At 39.5% G+C, this 20,885-nt stretch carries 11 protein-coding genes, 2 tRNA genes and 3 rRNA genes; 1 reads left to right on the top strand and 15 read right to left on the bottom strand.

Annotated elements, in window-relative coordinates:
* Window positions 1–123: 123 nt before the first annotated feature.
* The gene (locus tag LPC09_RS00080; protein ID WP_231308766.1) at window positions 124–1,482 is read right to left on the bottom strand and encodes a D-alanyl-D-alanine carboxypeptidase family protein; all 1,359 of its coding nucleotides are present in this window, start codon (window positions 1,480–1,482) and stop codon (window positions 124–126) included.
* Window positions 1,483–1,654: 172 nt separating this feature from the next.
* Window positions 1,655–3,118 carry an IMP dehydrogenase gene (guaB, locus tag LPC09_RS00075; RefSeq protein WP_121664097.1) on the bottom strand — a complete coding sequence of 488 codons (1,464 nt, stop codon included), beginning with the start codon at window positions 3,116–3,118 and terminating at the stop codon, window positions 1,655–1,657.
* 119 nt (window positions 3,119–3,237) lie between these two features.
* On the opposite strand from guaB, the gene LPC09_RS00070 reads away from it, so the two are divergent.
* Window positions 3,238–4,188, top strand: coding sequence for a YaaC family protein (locus tag LPC09_RS00070; protein WP_231308765.1), 951 nt, complete (start codon window positions 3,238–3,240; stop codon window positions 4,186–4,188).
* 620 nt (window positions 4,189–4,808) lie between these two features.
* Here the strand turns inward: LPC09_RS00070 and rrf are convergent.
* The 13 genes from rrf to dnaA all read right to left on the bottom strand — a co-directional run bounded on the left by rrf (window position 4,809) and on the right by dnaA (window position 20,885).
* A 5S ribosomal RNA gene (gene rrf / locus LPC09_RS00065) occupies window positions 4,809–4,924 on the bottom strand.
* Window positions 4,925–5,144: 220 nt separating this feature from the next.
* A 23S ribosomal RNA gene (locus LPC09_RS00060) occupies window positions 5,145–8,074 on the bottom strand.
* Between the two features lie 114 nt (window positions 8,075–8,188).
* A tRNA-Ala gene (locus LPC09_RS00055) sits at window positions 8,189–8,264 on the bottom strand.
* Window positions 8,265–8,282: 18 nt separating this feature from the next.
* Window positions 8,283–8,359 (bottom strand) — tRNA-Ile (locus tag LPC09_RS00050).
* 72 nt (window positions 8,360–8,431) lie between these two features.
* Window positions 8,432–9,982 (bottom strand): 16S ribosomal RNA (locus LPC09_RS00045).
* The 16S, 23S and 5S rRNA genes sit together here with 2 tRNA genes alongside, the layout of an rRNA operon.
* Window positions 9,983–10,242: 260 nt before the next feature.
* A complete protein-coding gene (locus tag LPC09_RS00040) occupies window positions 10,243–11,337 on the bottom strand; it encodes an HD-GYP domain-containing protein (protein ID WP_212135195.1) in 1,095 nt (364 codons plus the stop codon).
* A 115-nt stretch (window positions 11,338–11,452) separates the two neighbouring features.
* A complete protein-coding gene (gene gyrA, locus LPC09_RS00035) occupies window positions 11,453–13,957 on the bottom strand; it encodes a DNA gyrase subunit A (protein ID WP_231308764.1) in 2,505 nt (834 codons plus the stop codon).
* Between the two features lie 309 nt (window positions 13,958–14,266).
* Window positions 14,267–16,195 carry a DNA topoisomerase (ATP-hydrolyzing) subunit B gene (gyrB, locus tag LPC09_RS00030; RefSeq protein ID WP_231308763.1) on the bottom strand — a complete coding sequence of 643 codons (1,929 nt, stop codon included), beginning with the start codon at window positions 16,193–16,195 and terminating at the stop codon, window positions 14,267–14,269.
* Between the two features lie 98 nt (window positions 16,196–16,293).
* Window positions 16,294–16,539, bottom strand: a complete 246-nt coding sequence (remB, locus tag LPC09_RS00025; protein WP_098797627.1) for an extracellular matrix regulator RemB — start codon at window positions 16,537–16,539, stop codon at window positions 16,294–16,296.
* A 1-nt stretch (window position 16,540) separates the two neighbouring features.
* The gene (gene recF / locus LPC09_RS00020) at window positions 16,541–17,668 is read right to left on the bottom strand and encodes a DNA replication/repair protein RecF (protein WP_231308762.1); all 1,128 of its coding nucleotides are present in this window, start codon (window positions 17,666–17,668) and stop codon (window positions 16,541–16,543) included.
* A gap of 16 nt (window positions 17,669–17,684) precedes the next feature.
* Entirely contained in the window at window positions 17,685–17,900 is a 216-nt protein-coding gene (gene yaaA, locus LPC09_RS00015; RefSeq protein ID WP_098797625.1) for a S4 domain-containing protein YaaA, read from the bottom strand.
* A 264-nt stretch (window positions 17,901–18,164) separates the two neighbouring features.
* Window positions 18,165–19,301, bottom strand: coding sequence for a DNA polymerase III subunit beta (dnaN, locus tag LPC09_RS00010; protein WP_098797632.1), 1,137 nt, complete (start codon window positions 19,299–19,301; stop codon window positions 18,165–18,167).
* A 231-nt stretch (window positions 19,302–19,532) separates the two neighbouring features.
* Entirely contained in the window at window positions 19,533–20,885 is a 1,353-nt protein-coding gene (gene dnaA, locus LPC09_RS00005; RefSeq protein WP_098797624.1) for a chromosomal replication initiator protein DnaA, read from the bottom strand.

Here is a 20,885-nt window from a genome sequence, read left to right as displayed (position 1 = left end):
TTCTATCATTTTGCACCTGAGATAATTTTCTATTATATACCTATTTCAGTAAAAATTTAATACTTTTTTATACTGTTTCTCAAACCAAAAAGAAAAAGACCCCCACATTGGGAGTCTTCCTACTTAAAACCAGTCTTTAACTGTGTCTGTTACTGTTTCCCATAATCCACCAAAGAAACCACCAATTCCTCTCATGGATAAAACAAACCAGTTTGCCTTTTCAACAGCTTCTTTTGTAATAAGATCTACTTGAGGAAGTTTATCTTTTTGAACATAGCTTAGTGCTTCTCCTTCACCAGCATAATTCACAATCATTGTTCCTACCTTTTGACCTTCCTTAACTGGAGCAGTCAATTCTCCTACTTTCGTTAATTGACTAGAATCAATCTTATAAGATGCCTTATATGATTCTTCTTCTCCATTTTTCACAACAAGCGTAACGGCTTTCTTTGTTTCTACAGATACACTATCTTCTTTCCCTTTTACTACCGGGATCGTTGACTCTTTCTTAATTTGATAACCAGCAGGAAAAACTTCTTTTACTGTAAAATGATCAAACGCATAATTCAACATCTTTTCGGTTGCAAAGAAGCGTGGATTTTTAACATCTCCACCTCCATCTTCAGCTTTTGCATTCATCACAACTGTGATTACTCGCATACCGTTTTTTTCAGCAGTTGCTGTAAAGCAAGAGCCTGCAGATGAAGTTGATCCAGTTTTCAGTCCATCAACGCCTTCATAGCCGTAAACAAGACCTGGAAGCATCCAGTTCCAGTTTGGCATCTCTGTAGCATCATCAGTTCCTTCTCTGAAGGTTTTTTTAGCAATACTAGCTGTTTTTAAGATATCAGGAAAATCCTGAATTAATCGTTGTGATAACAGTGCCATATCTCGAGCAGAAACTTTACTTTCTGCATCTGCACTTGTTCCTTCAGGGTGCTTTCCAAGTAAATCTTTATTTTCTAATCCTGTTGCATTAACAAATTCATAGTTTGTTAAACCTAATTCTTTTGCTTTATCATTCATCATTTTTACAAATGCCGTTTCGGATCCAGCAATTAACTCAGCCAGACCAATTGCTGCACCATTTGCAGAATAAATGGCCATAGCCTCATATAATTCCTCTACATTGTAAGAGCCATCAAGTCGTAATGGTACATTTGATAGATTACGATTTTGAGAAATTTCATACACATATTCACTAGGTGTATACGTTTGATCCCACTTGATTTTTCCATCCTTTATTGCTTCTAGCACCAGGTACTCTGTCATAACCTTTGCCATACTAGCGACTGGTAGCATTTCATCTACGTTTTTACCATAAAGAATAGTACCTGTTGATTCTTCAATAATGATTGCAGAACTTGCATTAATAGAAATGGGCTCTGCTGCTTGTGCATTTGAATAAGGGTAAAAAGACGTAATTACAAATGCAAAAGCAACGACAATTGCAATTAATTGTTTTATTCTCACGTTGTTCATTACCTCCATGTTTTTAGTCAATCTATTTAAAATTCAGTGAATGTTTTTCTCTATCTAGACACAACAAGATAGATTTTATCATAGAAAGGATAAAAAAAATAGACAGAGTCATAGACTCTGTCAAATGTTATAGTTCTGCCATAATTACCTCTTTTTTGTTTCAAAAGTCCTATTATAAAGAGTAATTTGGGGCTTCTTTCGTAATTTGTACATCGTGTGGATGGCTTTCTTTTAAGCCTGCACCTGTCATACGAATAAATTGTGAGTTTTCTCTTAGTTCTTGAAGATCTTTCGTACCACAATATCCCATTCCTGATCGGATTCCACCAACAAGCTGATAAATTGTATCAGCTAATGGACCTTTGTAAGGAGTTCTTCCTTCAATTCCCTCTGGAACAAACTTTTTATTATCTTCTTGGAAGTAACGGTCCTTACTTCCCTTCTCCATCGCTGCAACTGATCCCATTCCACGGTATACTTTAAATCGTCTTCCTTGGAAGATTTCAGTTGCTCCTGGGCTCTCAGAAGTACCTGCAAGCAAGCTTCCTAACATAACAGCATGACCACCAGCTGCAAGTGCTTTTACCATATCTCCAGAGTATTTAATTCCTCCGTCAGCGATAATGGAAACTCCATGCTTTCTAGCCTCAGTTGCACAATCATAAACAGCTGTAATTTGTGGAACACCTACTCCAGCTACAACCCTTGTTGTACAAATAGAACCAGGACCAATTCCAACTTTAACTACATTCGCTCCTGCTTCAATTAAATCTCTTGTAGCATCTGCTGTTGCGACATTACCAGCAATGATGTTTAATTCAGGATATTCGTTACGAATTGCTTTTACTGTTTCTAATACACCTTTAGAATGACCATGGGCAGTATCAACAACAATCGCATCTACATTTTTTTCAACCAACTTCTGTACACGTACCATTGTATCTGCTGTTACTCCTACTGCTGCAGCAACTACTAAACGACCATGTGAGTCTTTTGCTGAATGAGGGAACTCAATAACTTTTTCAATATCCTTAATCGTTATTAATCCTTTAAGTACACCATCTTCATCAACTAAAGGTAATTTTTCAATTTTATGTTTTTGTAAGATACTCTCGGCATCCTTTAATGTTGTTCCAACATCTGCTGTTACAAGATTTTCTTTTGTCATCACATCACTGATCTTTATTGAATAATCCTGAATAAATCTCATATCACGGTTTGTGATGATTCCAACTAACTTTTGTTCTTCGGGGTTATTTACAATCGGAACACCTGAAATTCTATATTTACCCATTAAGTGCTCTGCATCATACACTTGATGCTCTGGAGTTAAATAAAATGGATCAGTAATAACTCCTCTTTCAGATCTTTTTACTTTATCCACTTGCTCTGCTTGTTGCTCAATTGACATGTTTTTATGGATAACACCCATACCACCCTGTCTTGCAATGGCAATTGCTAATTCTGCTTCTGTTACTGTATCCATCCCAGCACTAATGATTGGAATATTAAGCGTTAAGCTTGGAGTTAATTGTACACTTAAATCAACATCTCTAGGTAAAACCTCTGATTTAGCTGGTACTAATAAAACATCATCAAAAGTTAAGCCTTCTTTAGAAAATTTTTGTTCCCACATAGTAAAATCCCCCTTATTCGGCAAAATATTATTAGTAGATTATCAACATGTCATTAGACTGTCAAGAAAGTAATAAAGAGTTTAAATATTTAGAATTTATTAATTGGAGTGTACAATTTATGTCAGCACTAACTTGGGAACGCTTACTATCTTATCATTCAACACAGACTATACAAAAGAAACTAGAGAGAAGTTACCAACTTTCCTCATATGATAATGCGAGTGGTCTGTCATATGATAATTGTTACCGATTCATCTATTTCCTAAAACATGGCGAAAACTTTTTTAAGCAAGCAGATCAATCACCACATGCCATTCAGCCAATCTTGCTCTTTTACGGTATATCACAACTGATCAAAGCTTGTTTATTAATTGTGGACCCTGAATACCCCTCCACATCATCTGTTCTAGCTCATGGTGTATCAAGTAGAAAACGAAAAAAGCAACAATACCAATTTTTAAAAGATGAAATTAAAATTCAAAGAAACGGGTTATTCAGTCATGTTGCCAAACATCTTTTTCATATCGATCATCTTGAAGCAGAAAAATACTCAATGGAACAATTACTAAAACAAATTGCAGAAATGAAAGATGTTTTTATCTTTCATCTATCAGACAATCCCCTTATTAAGATATCAAGTGATAAATTAGGTCATCTAGCTCTTACTGAAGACATTGCCCAATCCTTTCATATGTCGGTAAATCGTCTTGGAGAATTTATAAAAGAACGATATCAATATAATATTGTGAGAGAAGAAGAAAATAATCTATATCTTAAAAGTAACCAAGCAAATTCATCAATCCAATTGTCACCATTTTTATATCACATTGAAGAGAAAGCGTACTACTTGCCAAATACCCGTGAATCGTTATCAAATTTACCAGAGATACTTGTTCATTATTTACTGCTTTATAATCTAAGTATGATCTCTAGATACGAAACTGAATGGTGGTATGAACTACTACTAGGTGCCACTAATGATGACTATCCATTCATACTAAGATATATGGAAATCGCTAAAAGGAAAATTCCTTTTTTTATTTTGGAGTTCTTGGAAGGGCGGTTATAGAAAGTAGCGTTTGTAAAGAAGTGAGTTGATGCGTGAAGTTAGGTAGGTACCTCTAGATTAGAGGTACCTGTTATAATCTTTTATTTACAGAGATGGTCATCACGTCAATTTCTGGACGTCACGTCGAATTGACATCGGATCAAGTCAATTTTACTGAGCGTCACGTCAAAATATCAGTTTGTCACGTCTAAGGTTCGGGTCATCACGTCAATTTCTGGGCGTCACGTCGAATTGACATCGGATCAAGTCAATTTTCCGGAGCATCACGTCAAAACATTAGTTTGTCACGTCTAAGGTTTGGATCATCACGTCAATTACTGATCATCACGTCGAATTGACATCTGATCAAGTCAATTTTCTGGAGCATCACGTCAAAACAGCAGTTTGTCACGTCTAAGGTTCAATACATCCAGTCGAGTACTAGTTATCATGTCTTTATTTCCTAATGAAACAGTAATTATCTTGAAGAGTCTTACTCTGCGATATAATAGTCATGACTGTAATTTATTTGCCAGTTCTGTTTCTTTCCTATTTTTATCTCTTTCCTCATTCCTACCTCTCTATCTATTCTTCTAAATACAAAAAAAGACCAGCATCTCTACTGATCTTTTCTCCATCTTACTTGGCGACGTCCTACTCTCACAGGGGGAAACCCCCAACTACCATCGGCGCTGAAGAGCTTAACTTCCGTGTTCGGCATGGGAACGGGTGTGACCTCTTCGCCATCATCACCAAATAATTTAGTTTACGGCTTCCGATGAACTTCACATTTCTGCGTCATCTCATTCGTCAACATCCTCACGTACTGAAGTACGCTCCGGTGTCTCCTCAATCGATTCCTTGAACTGTTCGTTCCTCGAAACCCTTTCACTTTGTATAAAGTTTTCAGGAATAATATATTCCTTCAAAACTAGATAACGATTCACAATTCAACTTCACTAAGCTTACGCTTTTATTAGGTTAAGTCCTCGATCGATTAGTATCAGTCAGCTCCACACGTCACCGCGCTTCCACCTCTGACCTATCAACCTGATCATCTTTCAGGGATCTTACTCACTAATGTGATGGGAAATCTCATCTTGAGGGGGGCTTCATGCTTAGATGCTTTCAGCACTTATCCCTTCCGCACATAGCTACCCAGCTATGCCTTTGGCAAGACAACTGGTACACCAGCGGTGCGTCCATCCCGGTCCTCTCGTACTAAGGACAGCTCCTCTCAAATTTCCTACGCCCACGACGGATAGGGACCGAACTGTCTCACGACGTTCTGAACCCAGCTCGCGTACCGCTTTAATGGGCGAACAGCCCAACCCTTGGGACCGACTACAGCCCCAGGATGCGATGAGCCGACATCGAGGTGCCAAACCTCCCCGTCGATGTGGACTCTTGGGGGAGATAAGCCTGTTATCCCCGGGGTAGCTTTTATCCGTTGAGCGATGGCCCTTCCATGCGGAACCACCGGATCACTAAGCCCGACTTTCGTCCCTGCTCGACTTGTAGGTCTCGCAGTCAAGCTCCCTTGTGCCTTTACACTCTACGAATGATTTCCAACCATTCTGAGGGAACCTTTGGGCGCCTCCGTTACATTTTAGGAGGCGACCGCCCCAGTCAAACTGCCCACCTGACACTGTCTCCCAGCCCGATCAGGGCTGTGGGTTAGAATTTCAATACAGCCAGGGTAGTATCCCACCGACGCCTCCACCGAAGCTAGCGCTCCGGCTTCTCAGGCTCCTACCTATCCTGTACAAGCTGTACCAAAATTCAATATCAGGCTACAGTAAAGCTCCACGGGGTCTTTCCGTCCTGTCGCGGGTAACCTGCATCTTCACAGGTACTATAATTTCACCGAGTCTCTCGTTGAGACAGTGCCCAGATCGTTACGCCTTTCGTGCGGGTCGGAACTTACCCGACAAGGAATTTCGCTACCTTAGGACCGTTATAGTTACGGCCGCCGTTTACTGGGGCTTCGGTTCAAAGCTTCGCTTGCGCTAACCTCTCCCCTTAACCTTCCAGCACCGGGCAGGCGTCAGCCCCTATACTTCGCCTTGCGGCTTCGCAGAGACCTGTGTTTTTGCTAAACAGTCGCCTGGGCCTATTCACTGCGGCTTTTCCGGGCTATTCACCCTAAAAAGCACCCCTTCTCCCGAAGTTACGGGGTCATTTTGCCGAGTTCCTTAACGAGAGTTCTCTCGCTCACCTTAGGATTCTCTCCTCGCCTACCTGTGTCGGTTTGCGGTACGGGCACCTCTCACCTCGCTAGAGGCTTTTCTTGGCAGTGTGGAATCAGGAACTTCGGTACTATAATTCCCTCGCCATCACAGCTCAGCCTTCACGACAACGGGATTTGCCTCATTGTCAGCCTAACTGCTTGGACGCGCATATCCAACAGCGCGCTTACCCTATCCTTCTGCGTCCCCCCATTGCTCAAACGGTGAGGAGGTGGTACAGGAATTTCAACCTGTTGTCCATCGCCTACGCCTTTCGGCCTCGGCTTAGGTCCCGACTTACCCTGAGCGGACGAGCCTTCCTCAGGAAACCTTAGGCATTCGGTGGAGGGGATTCTCACCCCTCTTTCGCTACTCATACCGGCATTCTCACTTCTAAGCGCTCCACCAGTCCTTACGGTCTGGCTTCACAGCCCTTAGAACGCTCTCCTACCACTGTTCGTAAGAACAGTCCACAGCTTCGGTGATACGTTTAGCCCCGGTACATTTTCGGCGCAGAGTCACTCGACCAGTGAGCTATTACGCACTCTTTAAATGGTGGCTGCTTCTAAGCCAACATCCTGGTTGTCTAAGCAACTCCACATCCTTTTCCACTTAACGTATACTTTGGGACCTTAGCTGGTGGTCTGGGCTGTTTCCCTCTTGACTACGGATCTTATCACTCGCAGTCTGACTCCTGAACATAAGTCTTTGGCATTCGGAGTTTGACTGAATTCGGTAACCCGATGGGGGCCCCTAGTCCAATCAGTGCTCTACCTCCAAGACTCTCATTTCAAGGCTAGCCCTAAAGCTATTTCGGAGAGAACCAGCTATCTCCAAGTTCGATTGGAATTTCTCCGCTACCCACACCTCATCCCCGCACTTTTCAACGTGCGTGGGTTCGGGCCTCCATTCAGTGTTACCTGAACTTCACCCTGGACATGGGTAGATCACCTGGTTTCGGGTCTACGACCACGTACTATGCACGCCCTATTCAGACTCGCTTTCGCTGCGGCTCCGTCTTATCAACTTAACCTTGCACGGGATCGTAACTCGCCGGTTCATTCTACAAAAGGCACGCCATTACCCATTAACGGGCTTTGACTACTTGTAGGCACACGGTTTCAGGATCTCTTTCACTCCCCTTCCGGGGTGCTTTTCACCTTTCCCTCACGGTACTGGTTCACTATCGGTCACTAGGGAGTATTTAGCCTTGGGAGATGGTCCTCCCTGCTTCCGACGGGATTTCACGTGTCCCGCCGTACTCAGGATCCACTCTGGAGGGAACGAAGTTTCAACTACAGGGTTGTTACCTTCTTTGACGGGCCTTTCCAGACCTCTTCATTTACTCCGTTCCTTTGTAACTCCGTATAGAGTGTCCTACAACCCCAAGAGGCAAGCCTCTTGGTTTGGGCTTCTTCCGTTTCGCTCGCCGCTACTTGGGAAATCGCGTTTGCTTTCTCTTCCTCCGGGTACTTAGATGTTTCAGTTCCCCGGGTCTGCCATCATCACCCTATGAATTCAGGTGAAGATACTACTCCATTACGAGCAGTGGGTTTCCCCATTCGGAAATCTCCGGATCAAAGCTTACTTACAGCTCCCCGAAGCATATCGGTGTTAGTACCGTCCTTCATCGGCTCCTAGTGCCAAGGCATCCACCGTGCGCCCTTAACAACTTAACCTTTGACATCGAAGATGTCGTTTAAATCAATTATTAAGAGAATCACTAAACTAAGCGTTTAAACTCAGTGAATTACTTGAATTGTTTTCGTTATCTAGTTTTCAAGGAACATATTTGGTGGAGCCTAGCGGGATCGAACCGCTGACCTCCTGCGTGCAAAGCAGGCGCTCTCCCAGCTGAGCTAAGGCCCCATATATCATATTTTGAGATGGTGGGCCTAAATGGACTCGAACCATCGACCTCACGCTTATCAGGCGTGCGCTCTAACCAGCTGAGCTATAGGCCCATCTCTATATTGAAAGAGAACAAAGTTCTCTCAAAACTAAACAAAATACCAAGCGTGCCTCATTTTCCTTAGAAAGGAGGTGATCCAGCCGCACCTTCCGATACGGCTACCTTGTTACGACTTCACCCCAATCATCTGTCCCACCTTAGGCGGCTGGCTCCTTACGGTTACCCCACCGACTTCGGGTGTTACAAACTCTCGTGGTGTGACGGGCGGTGTGTACAAGGCCCGGGAACGTATTCACCGCGGCATGCTGATCCGCGATTACTAGCGATTCCGGCTTCATGCAGGCGAGTTGCAGCCTGCAATCCGAACTGAGAATGGTTTTATGGGATTGGCTTGACCTCGCGGTCTTGCAGCCCTTTGTACCATCCATTGTAGCACGTGTGTAGCCCAGGTCATAAGGGGCATGATGATTTGACGTCATCCCCACCTTCCTCCGGTTTGTCACCGGCAGTCACCTTAGAGTGCCCAACTGAATGCTGGCAACTAAGATCAAGGGTTGCGCTCGTTGCGGGACTTAACCCAACATCTCACGACACGAGCTGACGACAACCATGCACCACCTGTCACTTCGTCCCCCGAAGGGGAACCTTCTATCTCTAGAAGTAGCGAAGGATGTCAAGACCTGGTAAGGTTCTTCGCGTTGCTTCGAATTAAACCACATGCTCCACCGCTTGTGCGGGCCCCCGTCAATTCCTTTGAGTTTCAGTCTTGCGACCGTACTCCCCAGGCGGAGTGCTTAATGCGTTTGCTGCAGCACTAAAGGGCGGAAACCCTCTAACACTTAGCACTCATCGTTTACGGCGTGGACTACCAGGGTATCTAATCCTGTTCGCTCCCCACGCTTTCGCGCCTCAGCGTCAGTTACAGACCAGAGAGTCGCCTTCGCCACTGGTGTTCCTCCACATCTCTACGCATTTCACCGCTACACGTGGAATTCCACTCTCCTCTTCTGCACTCAAGTTCCCCAGTTTCCAATGACCCTCCACGGTTGAGCCGTGGGCTTTCACATCAGACTTAAGAAACCGCCTGCGCGCGCTTTACGCCCAATAATTCCGGACAACGCTTGCCACCTACGTATTACCGCGGCTGCTGGCACGTAGTTAGCCGTGGCTTTCTGGTTAGGTACCGTCAAGGTACCAGCAGTTACTCTGGTACTTGTTCTTCCCTAACAACAGAACTTTACGACCCGAAGGCCTTCATCGTTCACGCGGCGTTGCTCCGTCAGACTTTCGTCCATTGCGGAAGATTCCCTACTGCTGCCTCCCGTAGGAGTCTGGGCCGTGTCTCAGTCCCAGTGTGGCCGATCACCCTCTCAGGTCGGCTACGCATCGTCGCCTTGGTGAGCCGTTACCTCACCAACTAGCTAATGCGCCGCGGGTCCATCTGTAAGTGACAGCTAAAAGCCGTCTTTCAATTTTGAACCATGCGGTTCAAAATGTTATCCGGTATTAGCTCCGGTTTCCCGGAGTTATCCCAATCTTACAGGCAGGTTACCCACGTGTTACTCACCCGTCCGCCGCTAACCTCAGGGAGCAAGCTCCCATTGGTTCGCTCGACTTGCATGTATTAGGCACGCCGCCAGCGTTCGTCCTGAGCCAGGATCAAACTCTCCAATAAAGAGTTGATATAGCTCATAAAGTTTGTACTATATAGTACATTGTTTTTGTTAATAAAAATTAACGTTGGCACGCTTGGTTTTGTTTAGTTTTCAAAGAACTTGTGATGTCACTCAAAAGCGACCTCATTAATATAACATTTAACAGTTAGTTAAGTCAACTACTTTTTTTAACAAAGTTTTATATGAAACACTCTGTTTGGCTGACTCAAAAAATTATATCAGCATCTATATCTTAAGTCAACACAAAACAGAGTAGTTTTTATATAATTTCTTCAATAAATAATTCTCTTCTATCTTTTAACGAAATGATCTCTTGAGAATACAAGTATTTCACCATAGGTCTAGTTGGGTTATTATCATCCATAAAGATAATTTCTGCATCCAATCCATCTGACAACTTTACCTTTGTACCTGTAGAAAACCTTGTTATTCCTTTTTTCAATTCATTAATGATTGTAAGATCAAATTTGCCGAATTCGTCCTCCATAATTTGTTCTAACACTTTAAAGGGTGACTGCTTACTACGATATGGTCTTACTGCAACCATAGCTTGGTAAATATCGGCTAAAGCTACTATTTTGCTATAAGGATGAAGCTTTTCAGCTTTCACGCTTAAGGGATACCCGCTTCCATCTATTCGTTCATGATGCTGGAGTACCCCTAGCTTTACTCCATCTTTAATAGACATAATATTTTTTAATAAATTATAGCTATGAACCGGATGTTGCTTAATATCTTTATATTCAATTTCAGTTAATGTTACCTTTTTAGTTAGGATCGCTGGGTTTACTTTTGACATACCGCAATCACATAACAATCCTGTTAAAGCAATTTGATTTATTTCTCCCTTTTGATACCCTAATTTTTGAGCTAAAAAGGCACTTACTAACGCCACAGACACACTGTGGTGGTACATATAATCTTCCTGCTTACAATAATGATAGAGTTTAAAGACTCCCTCATCATTACCTTCAATTTCAGATACTAGGGGTAAAATCGCTTGTCTTACTTTGTTGATATCAATTTGAACACCGGATTGCCAACTAATAAAAAGCTGCTTATAAGCTTGTACAGCTTCCAGGTATTGATGATAAAACGATTTGATTAATGTGCTATCTTCAACCACTGTATCTTCTGTTTCATCTTGCTCATTACTATATCCAGCTAATTTGAATTCCCGGCCGTTATCAAGAATGTTTTCCACTTCAACTTCTTTTACCAGGAATGCTATAAGAGCTTCCTTAATGTGCTTTGTAATAATTGTGTTTTTATATGCTAAAGGTTGATTTGTTGCTGATAAAATCGGCTTTGATAAGATACAACCTTCTTCTAATTGACTAATATGAATCTTCAAAGGTATCCCCCCCTTATGACATTATAAACAAAAAACAATGATAATGTTTAAGAATGTAAAAAAAGACTGAATTCCACACTCAAAGAATGTGTATTCAGCCTTCTATGCCTTTATATTATTCTTCAGATGAGTCATTTTCCAACTGCTGTTCTGTTTCTTCCAGTTCTTCATTCATGTCATCTTGAGATTCTTCTTCTTTTTGTACTAATGCTACAGTAGAGACAGATACGTTTTCATCAAGTCTGATTAATTTTACACCTTGAGTGTTACGGCCCATTTTCGAAATTGTATCAACATCCATACGGATCACAACTCCGCTAGCTGTAATCAACATTATATCCTCTAGACCAGTAGCTGCTTTTACAGAGACAACTGGACCATTTTTCTCTGTAATATTACAAGTTTTTAATCCTTTACCACCACGACTTTGTATGCGATATTCCTCAGAAGGAGTACGTTTACCGTAACCATTGCTTGTTACAATTAGTACATCCACATCATCTTCAAGAATTTCCATACCTACAACTTCATCACTTTCATCAAGTGAGATTCCCTTTACTCCTGAAGCTGTTCTACCCATTGAGCGAACATCTGATTCTGGGAATCGGATAAGCATACCGTTCTTCGTACCGATGATGATATCCTTTGAACCATCAGTTAATTTTACAGAAATAAGCTCATCTTCTTCACGAAGACCTACTGCAATTAAACCATTGTTTCGGATGTTGGCAAATTGAGATAAAGGAGAACGTTTTGAAATTCCATCCTTTGTAGTAAAGAATAAGTACCAATCATCTACAAATTCTGAAACCGGGATGATTGCATTAACCCACTCACCTTTTTCTACACTTAGAAGATTTATGATCGGCAATCCTTTAGCTGTTCTACTAAACTCAGGTATTTCATAACCCTTTGCTCGATATACTTTACCTTTGTTTGTAAAGAAAAGAATCGTATCATGGGTTGATGTTGTTAGTAGTTGTTCAACAAAGTCATCATCATTTGTTCCCATACCTTGTATACCACGTCCACCACGTTTTTGTGTACGATATGTTGAAACAGGAAGTCGTTTAATGTATCCATTATGAGTTAATGTAATAACTATGTTTTCTACAGGTATTAAATCCTCATCTTCAATGCTTTCAATTCCACCTGCTACAATTTCGGTACGGCGTTCATCGTTGAATCGCTCTTTAATTTCAGTTAGCTCTTCACGAATGATTTCAAGTACTTTCTCTTCATCCGCAAGAATTGCTTTTAGTTCTGCAATTAGCTTCACTAGTGATTGATATTCTTCTTCAATTTTTTCTCTTTCTAAACCTGTTAATCTTTGAAGTCTCATATCAAGAATTGCTTGTGCTTGCTTCTCACTTAAAGAAAATTGCTCCATTAATCCGTTACGGGCAATTTCAGTTGTTTGCGAGCTACGAATTAAGGCAATCACAGCATCCAAATGATCAAGGGCAATTCGTAAACCTTCTAAAATGTGAGCACGTGCCTCTGCTTTTCTTAATTCAAAAGCAGTACGACGTTTAATCACTACTTTTTGATGCTCAAGATAGTAATGAAGCATTTGCTTAATATTTAATACTTTAGGATGTCCATCTACTAGAGATAGCATATTAATACCAAAGCTTGTTTGAAGCGCTGTTTGCTTATAAAGGTTATTAAGTAATACGTTCGCATTCGCATCTTTACGAACCTCAATAACAACACGCATTCCAGTACGGTCAGATTCATCACGTAAGTCTGTGATTCCGTCAATCTTTTTATCTCGAACAAGCTCTGCGATTTTTTCAACTAGCTTTGCTTTATTTACTTGATAAGGAATTTCCTTAACAATAATTACTTGCTTACCTGAAGCCTTTTCTTCAATCTCAACCTTCGCTCTGAGAGTAATTGATCCACGGCCAGTTTCATAAGCTTTTCGAATCCCGCTTCTTCCGATAATTTGTCCAGCTGTTGGGAAGTCAGGTCCAGGAATAATTTCCATAAGCTCAGGAATTGTTATCTCTGGATCCTTACTAATCGCTAGGACGCCATCAATTACTTCACCTAATTGATGTGGAGGGATATTTGTTGCCATTCCTACCGCAATTCCAGTAGCACCGTTCACAAGTAAATTAGGGAATCTTGCTGGAAGGACTACTGGTTCTCTTTCGGAGCCATCATAGTTATCTTGATAATCAATTGTATCTTTGTTTATATCACGGATTAGCTCCATTGATATTTTAGACATACGAGCTTCGGTGTAACGCATTGCAGCTGCTGAGTCTCCATCGACTGACCCAAAGTTTCCGTGTCCATCTACTAGCATATATCTATAGTTAAAATTCTGCGCCATACGAACCATTGTTTCATAAACAGCCGAGTCACCATGTGGATGGTATTTACCAATAACCTCTCCAACGATACGTGCTGATTTTTTAAATGGTTTATCAGATGTCATTCCTAAGTCATTCATTGCATAGAGAATGCGTCGATGAACAGGTTTCAGTCCATCACGAACGTCCGGTAATGCACGAGACACAATTACACTCATCGCATAGCCTAAAAAAGATTCTCGCATTTCATTACTAATATTTCTCTCAATAACATGTGATCCTTGATTTTCCGCCATATTAAAATAACCTCCCTTATTCCTTTTCTTAATTTAATTGGGAGTGCCAAAAACATTACATCGAAAAATGGCAAAATACTATCTTCTTTTAGAAAAGTTGATAGTTTTAAATATAATAAAACCTGCCCAATTGGTTATGTTAAATAATTAGTCTACTCTTCATTATAGCAATATTAGCGAAAGATTACACATCAATTTGATGGAATATTCGTTTTCAGCTAACATTTCTTACACGATCACAATCTCTTTTTTTGTCTAATATTCTATGTAAAAAACACCTCACCGAGATGAGGTGTTCTTTCAAATAGATTAAATATCAAGGTTTTTAACGTACTGTGCGTTTTCTTCGATGAAGTTTCTACGTGGCTCTACTTTATCGCCCATTAACGTATCAAATGTTTCATCCGCTTCAATCGCATCTTCTAGTGTTACTTGAAGTAATGTACGTGTTTCTGGATCCATTGTTGTTTCCCATAACTGATCAGGATTCATTTCTCCTAAACCTTTATAGCGTTGGATACCTGGTTTAGGTTGATCAGGCATTTCAGCCAAGTACGAATCTAATTGTTTATCGTTATAGGCATATTCAACTCGTTTTCCTTGTTGAATTTTATAAAGTGGAGGCTGAGCAATATAAATATAGCCTTTTTCAACAATTGGACGCATATAACGATAAAAGAACGTCAATAGTAAAGTACGAATGTGTGCTCCATCTACATCCGCATCTGTCATAATAACAACTTTATGATAGCGGGCTTTTATAATATCAAAATCTTCACCGATACCTGTTCCAAGTGCGGTTATAATCGCTCTTATTTCATTGTTTGAAAGAATTTTATCAAGCCTTGCTTTTTCTACGTTTAAAATTTTACCTCTTAAAGGCAGTATCGCTTGGAAGTGTCTGTCTCTTCCTTGTTTTGCAGATCCACCTGCAGAATCACCCTCAACAATATAAATCTCACTAATAGAAGGATCCTTAGAAGAACAGTCCGCTAACTTACCAGGTAAGCTTGAGATTTCTAATGCACTTTTCCTTCTTGTTAATTCACGAGCTTTTTTTGCAGCTAAACGGGCTCTTGCAGCCATTAAACCTTTTTCAACGATTTTTCTAGCTACTGAAGGATTTTCTAACATGAATTTATCAAATGCTTCAGAGAAAACAGAATCTGTTACTGTACGAACCTCAGAGTTACCTAACTTCGTTTTTGTTTGACCCTCGAATTGGGGATCTGGATGTTTAACAGAGATGATTGCTGTAATACCTTCTCGAACATCTTCTCCAGAAAGGTTATCATCACTATCTTTAAATATTTTATTTTTACGAGCGTAGTCATTGATTACACGAGTTAATGCAGATTTAAAGCCTGCTTCATGTGTTCCACCTTCATAGGTATGAATATTATTCGCAAAAGAATAAATATTACTTGTGTAGCTATCATTATACTGAATAGCAACTTCGGTTGTAATACCATCTTTTTCTCCCTCAATATAAACCGGCTCATCATGAATAACCTCGCGCGTACGGTTTAAATGCTCTACATATGACTTAATTCCGCCCTCATAGTAGTATTCATTTGAACGTTTGTTTTCTCGTTTATCTTCAATCGTAATTTTCAATCCACGATTTAAAAATGCTAATTCACGAATACGGTTCGCTAATATTTCAAAATCATAGACAGTTGTTTCTTGGAAGATTTCCGCATCTGGCTTAAAGTGGGTGATCGTGCCTGTAACATCCGTCTCACCAATTACCTCTAAGTCAGCTGCTGGAATACCTTTATTAAATCTTTGGAAATGAACTTTTCCTTCACGATGAACTGTTACATTTAATTCTGTAGAAAGAGCATTAACAACAGATGCCCCTACACCATGGAGTCCACCTGATACTTTGTATCCTCCACCACCAAATTTTCCTCCAGCATGCAATACTGTCATGATAACTTCTACTGCAGGACGTCCCATTTTTTCATGTATCCCTACAGGAATACCACGTCCATTATCTTTAACAGTAATACTATTATCTTCTTCAATGGTGACATTAATTTCATCACAGAAGCCCGCTAAAGCCTCATCAATACTATTATCAACAATTTCCCAAACCAAATGATGCAGACCCTTACTGCTCGTAGATCCTATATACATACCTGGACGTTTACGAACTGCCTCTAAACCTTCTAAAACTTGAATCTGATTTTCATCATATGATTGTTGTTGGACTTGGTTATTTTCCGTCGTCACATTGATCACCTACACTTTTCCTAAAGCTTACTTGTCGTTGCACTCAAAGCCATACTCTAAAGCCCTTTCTGTTAAGAAGCTAGACTTTCATCATTTAATTAATCTATATCAAAAGCAACTTGTGCTCGTTTTTTTAATGTACTTGATGATAAAGGCGAGAAATAAATTTTATTAACCGTCACAATAATAGATTTTGCTTCACCATTAGCGAGTTGAACAATTCTTTCTTTTTGCTTTTGAAAAAATTCATCTACAATGGCGGAATCTTGTGAAGAGTGTCGATCCAATATCATCACGACCTCTTTTGATGGTACAACAAAATTGTCTCCCAGATGAATATACAAATTAGTCACCTCTTTTATCGTCAGCAAGCTCTCCTGCTCTTACACGGAAAGTAGCAGCTTCTTTTAATGTTTGATGATCAATTCCTTCGACACTTGTTGTTGTTACAAACGTTTGAACTTTGCCTTGAATGGTGTTCAATAAGTGTGATTGTCTATAATCATCTAGTTCGGATAAAACATCATCAAGCAAGAGGATTGGATATTCTCCTATCTCATTATGAATCAGGTCAATCTCCGCTAGTTTTAACGATAAAGCAGTGGTTCTTTGTTGTCCCTGTGAACCAAAGGTTTGCACATCATGGTCATTTACATAAAAGGTTAAGTCATCCCGGTGCGGGCCTGCTAAAGTTGCCCCCCGTTCAATTTCCTTCTCTCTTATTTTAGCAAATTTTTGTTCATATGCTTCTATCATTTTCGTCAAATCATAATCTTCTGATACATCCACAGAGGGTTTATATTTGATTTTTAGCGTTTCTAAGCCTCTGCTTATTCCTGAATGCACAGGCTCAGCCCATTTTTGGAGCTCAGAAATAAACCGCAAACGTTTATAAATAATTTTTGCAGCAGCTTCACACAGTTGTTCAGTTAAAACATCAAGCATCGTTTGATCCTTTTGTTTGCGCATCTGTAACAGCTTCAAATAATGATTACGCTGTTGCATAATTTTTTGATAACGACTCAAATCATGCAGATAGATAGCTGAAACCTGACCAATTTCCATATCTATAAATCTTCGCCTTACCTGAGGGCTTCCTTTTACTAAATTCAAATCCTCTGGTGCAAACATAATCACATTCATTGCCCCGACGTATTGGCTGAGTTTCTCTTGCTCAATATGATTTAATTTTGCTTTTTTGCCTTTTTTAGAAATAACTAATTGAAGGGCAGTTGAGCGATTATATTTTTCGATACTACCTTCTATTTTAGCATATTCTTTGTCCCAGCCAATCAACTCTTTATCATTTGAAGTTCGGTGTGACTTCGCCATAGCAAGCACATAGATTGATTCCATCACATTGGTTTTACCTTGTGCATTTTCACCTAAAATTACATTCACTTTATTTTCAAACTGAATCGTCAATTCTTCATAATTACGATAATTTTTTAATTTCAGCTCATTTATAAACAAAATTTGTACACCAACTTTAATTTTTCACAATATATGTGCCGAAATCAGGAATATATAAAACATCACCATCTCTTAGCTTTTTACCACGGCGATTTTCAGGTTCATTATTCACAAAGATTTCGTATTCAGCTAAAAACCATTTAGCCATCCCACCAGATTGAATAACATCTGCTAATTTTAGGAATTGACCTAATGTTATAAACTCTGTATCAATTTTAACTGGTTTTGCCATAGCGAACCACCTTCCTCAGTAGTCTCTAACTTTATATTTTACTAAAAAAATGTCCTGAAGTACAACAACTTCGGTATTGGAAATCTGTGTGTCCTTCAGGAACAGACACCACCTTTAGACTCCTGGAGTCGAAGTAGGTACAAATACCCATACAAGTTTATTTCTAACCATAAGAGATAAGGTATTCTTTCTGGATTAAATCAGGAATTTATTATCTCATAAATAAAGAAAAGGCTGACGAACGTCAGCCTGCTATTTTTATCATCAATATGTTCTAACAGGTAAAATTAACTGTAACATAGAGTCGTCATCTTTTGTACGAATAACAAAAGGTCTCATTGCTCCAGTAAAGTCAACACTGATTTCATTTCCTTCAAGTGCCTTTAAAGCGTCCATTACATATTTTGCACTAAATGAAATCTTTAATTCTTCACCATCAATTTGCTCCACTTGAATTTCTTCACTTACTTTTCCGATCTCAGGGGAATTAGATGAAACCTCAATCATTCCGTCTGTTAGAGTTGATAGTTTAACAACATTATTTCGCGCTTCTTTAGCCAATAAGGAGGCACGATCGATTGCTTGTAAGAAATCTTTGGAATTTAGAACTAAGTTTGTTTTACTCTCATTTGGAATCAAACGGGAAGTATCAGGATAATTTCCGTCTAAAAGTCTTGAGAAAAATAATAGATTTTTTGCCTTAAACAATACTTGGTTTTCAGTAATGACAATTTCAATTGGTTCGTTTGTATCATCTAAAATTTTGCTTAACTCACTTAGACTTTTTCCTGGAATGACAACATTGTAAGAGCTTTGATTTTCTGAGTTAATTAAGGATTTTCTTAATGCCAGGCGGTGACTATCTGTTGCGATACATATTAACTCACTGTTTTCTAGCTTCCAGTTTACACCTGTTAAGATAGGTCTTGTCTCAGATGTTGAAACAGCAAAAACTGTTTGACGAACCATTGCTTTTAGTAAATCGGTTGGGATTTTAAAAATATTTTCTTCCTCAATTTGTGGAAGATGAGGATATTCTTCTGCATCTAATCCATTTAGACTAAATTCAGCCTTACCTGAACGGATTACCGTTGAATGGTGATTTCCAACTTCAATTTCTACAATGTCCATAGGCAATTTTTTAACGATTTCACTAAAAAACTTGGCTTGTAAAACAACACTTCCTGATTGAAGAATTTCAACATTCTCTTTGTCATCTTCTTCAGCAGGAATAAAAGATTCGATAGAAATATCAGAGTCACTGCCAGTTAATGTGACTCCTTCAGAATCAGCAACAATTTTTATACCTGTTAAAATCGGAATTGTTGTTCTAGATGATACAGCTTTCATTACATCTTGAACACTTTGAACTAATTTATCTCGTTGAATAATGAATTTCATCATCGTTTTCCTCCTGTTTCCTAGCTACTTGAAATATTTTCTTGACTACGAGAGTTTCTCAATTTTTCAGGTTCTAGTTATATTATTTTTTTATAAAAATATAGTAGAAGTACTAGTAGGGCTTGTGGAAATGTGGATAACTGACCTAAACGAAAGGAAACACAGCCTATCCACATGTGGACAGACTGTGTATATATGTGTAATAGTTATTCACACTATTCAATATTAAAATTAAGAGCCTTTTAAAAGTCCAGTAATATCTTTTAACTGTTTTTGCAGCTGCTCATCACTTTGAAGCATTTTTGATATTTTCTCATGAGCATGAATGACGGTTGTATGATCTCGTCCTCCAAATTCCTCACCAATTTTAGGCAGAGAAGAATCGGTAAGTTCTCTTGAAAGATACATAGCGATTTGTCTTGGAAAAGCAACAGATTTTGTTCGTTTCTTCGCCTTAAAATCTTCTAACTTCACCTGATATTCTTGTCCAACTATTCGCTGAATATCACTAATTGAAATCATTTTTGGTTTTGAGTTTGGAATAATATCTTTTAGTGCTTCAGCAGCCAAATCAGCATTTATATCTTTGTTAATAAGAGAAGAATAGGCCACTACACGAATCAGTGCACCTTCAAGCTCTCGAATATTTGAATCAATTTGATTTGCAATATAAAGCATAACTTCATTAGGAATATCGAGCCCTTCAGCTTTAGCCTTTTTGCGGAGAATCGCAATCCTGGTTTCCAAATCAGGAGGGGTAATATCTGTAATTAATCCCCATTCAAAGCGAGAACGAAGGCGATCTTCTAATGTTGGAATTTCTTTTGGCGGTCGATCACTGGAAATAACGATTTGCTTACTCTCTTCATGCAATGTATTAAAAGTATGGAAAAATTCCTCTTGAGTTTGTTCTTTCCCAGCCAAGAATTGAATATCATCTATTAAAAGTACATCAACACTTCTATATTTGTTACGAAAATCAACTGCTTTGTTATCTCTAATAGAGTTGATAAATTCATTTGTAAACTTTTCAGAAGATAAATAAACAACTTTTGCCGATGGGTTATGATCAATCACATAATGTCCAATGGCATGCATTAAGTGAGTTTTTCCAAGTCCAACTCCCCCGTAAATAAAAAGGGGATTATAGGCTTTTGCAGGTGCTTCAGCTACTGCTAATGATGCTGCATGAGCAAATCGATTTCCTGATCCAATAACAAAAGTATCAAATGTATACTTAGGATTTAGCATGTTTTGCGGTAATTCTGTTTGTTCTTCATCGGCTTTATTTATCTGTTTGATCGGTGAATTTGGAACAAAATCATCATCCGTCTGATTTTGGGGAATAATAAATTTTATAGCAAACTCTTCACCTGTTAATTGATAAATTGAATCAGCGATTAAGTGTAAGTAACGGGATTCCAGCCAATCTCTTGCAAATTCGTTAGGAGCGGTAATTGTTAAGGTATCACCTTGAATGCCATGAGCCTTTGTTGATTTTAACCATGTTTCAAAGCTTGGCTTACTAATTTTCTTTTCGATCTCTGCCAAAGCCTTACTCCAAAGCTCAGATATATTCTCCAT

This window comes from Metabacillus sp. B2-18, assembly GCF_021117275.1.
GTDB lineage: Bacteria > Bacillota > Bacilli > Bacillales > Bacillaceae > Metabacillus.
The sequence above is the reverse complement of the archived record's forward strand: the minus strand, read 5'-3'. Positions and strand labels throughout refer to the sequence as shown.

Excerpts from the sequence above, each read along its gene's own strand:
- guaB (WP_121664097.1), bottom strand. The coding sequence starts at position 3,118 with ATGTGGGAACAAAAATTTTCTAAAGAAGGCTTAACTTTTGATGATGTT.
- LPC09_RS00070 (WP_231308765.1), top strand. The coding sequence starts at position 3,238 with ATGTCAGCACTAACTTGGGAACGCTTACTATCTTATCATTCAACACAG.
- yaaA (WP_098797625.1), bottom strand. The coding sequence starts at position 17,900 with ATGGCAAAACCAGTTAAAATTGATACAGAGTTTATAACATTAGGTCAA.
- LPC09_RS00080 (WP_231308766.1), bottom strand. The coding sequence starts at position 1,482 with ATGAACAACGTGAGAATAAAACAATTAATTGCAATTGTCGTTGCTTTT.
- dnaA (WP_098797624.1), bottom strand. The coding sequence starts at position 20,885 with ATGGAGAATATATCTGAGCTTTGGAGTAAGGCTTTGGCAGAGATCGAA.
- dnaN (WP_098797632.1), bottom strand. The coding sequence starts at position 19,301 with ATGAAATTCATTATTCAACGAGATAAATTAGTTCAAAGTGTTCAAGAT.
- gyrA (WP_231308764.1), bottom strand. The coding sequence starts at position 13,957 with ATGGCGGAAAATCAAGGATCACATGTTATTGAGAGAAATATTAGTAAT.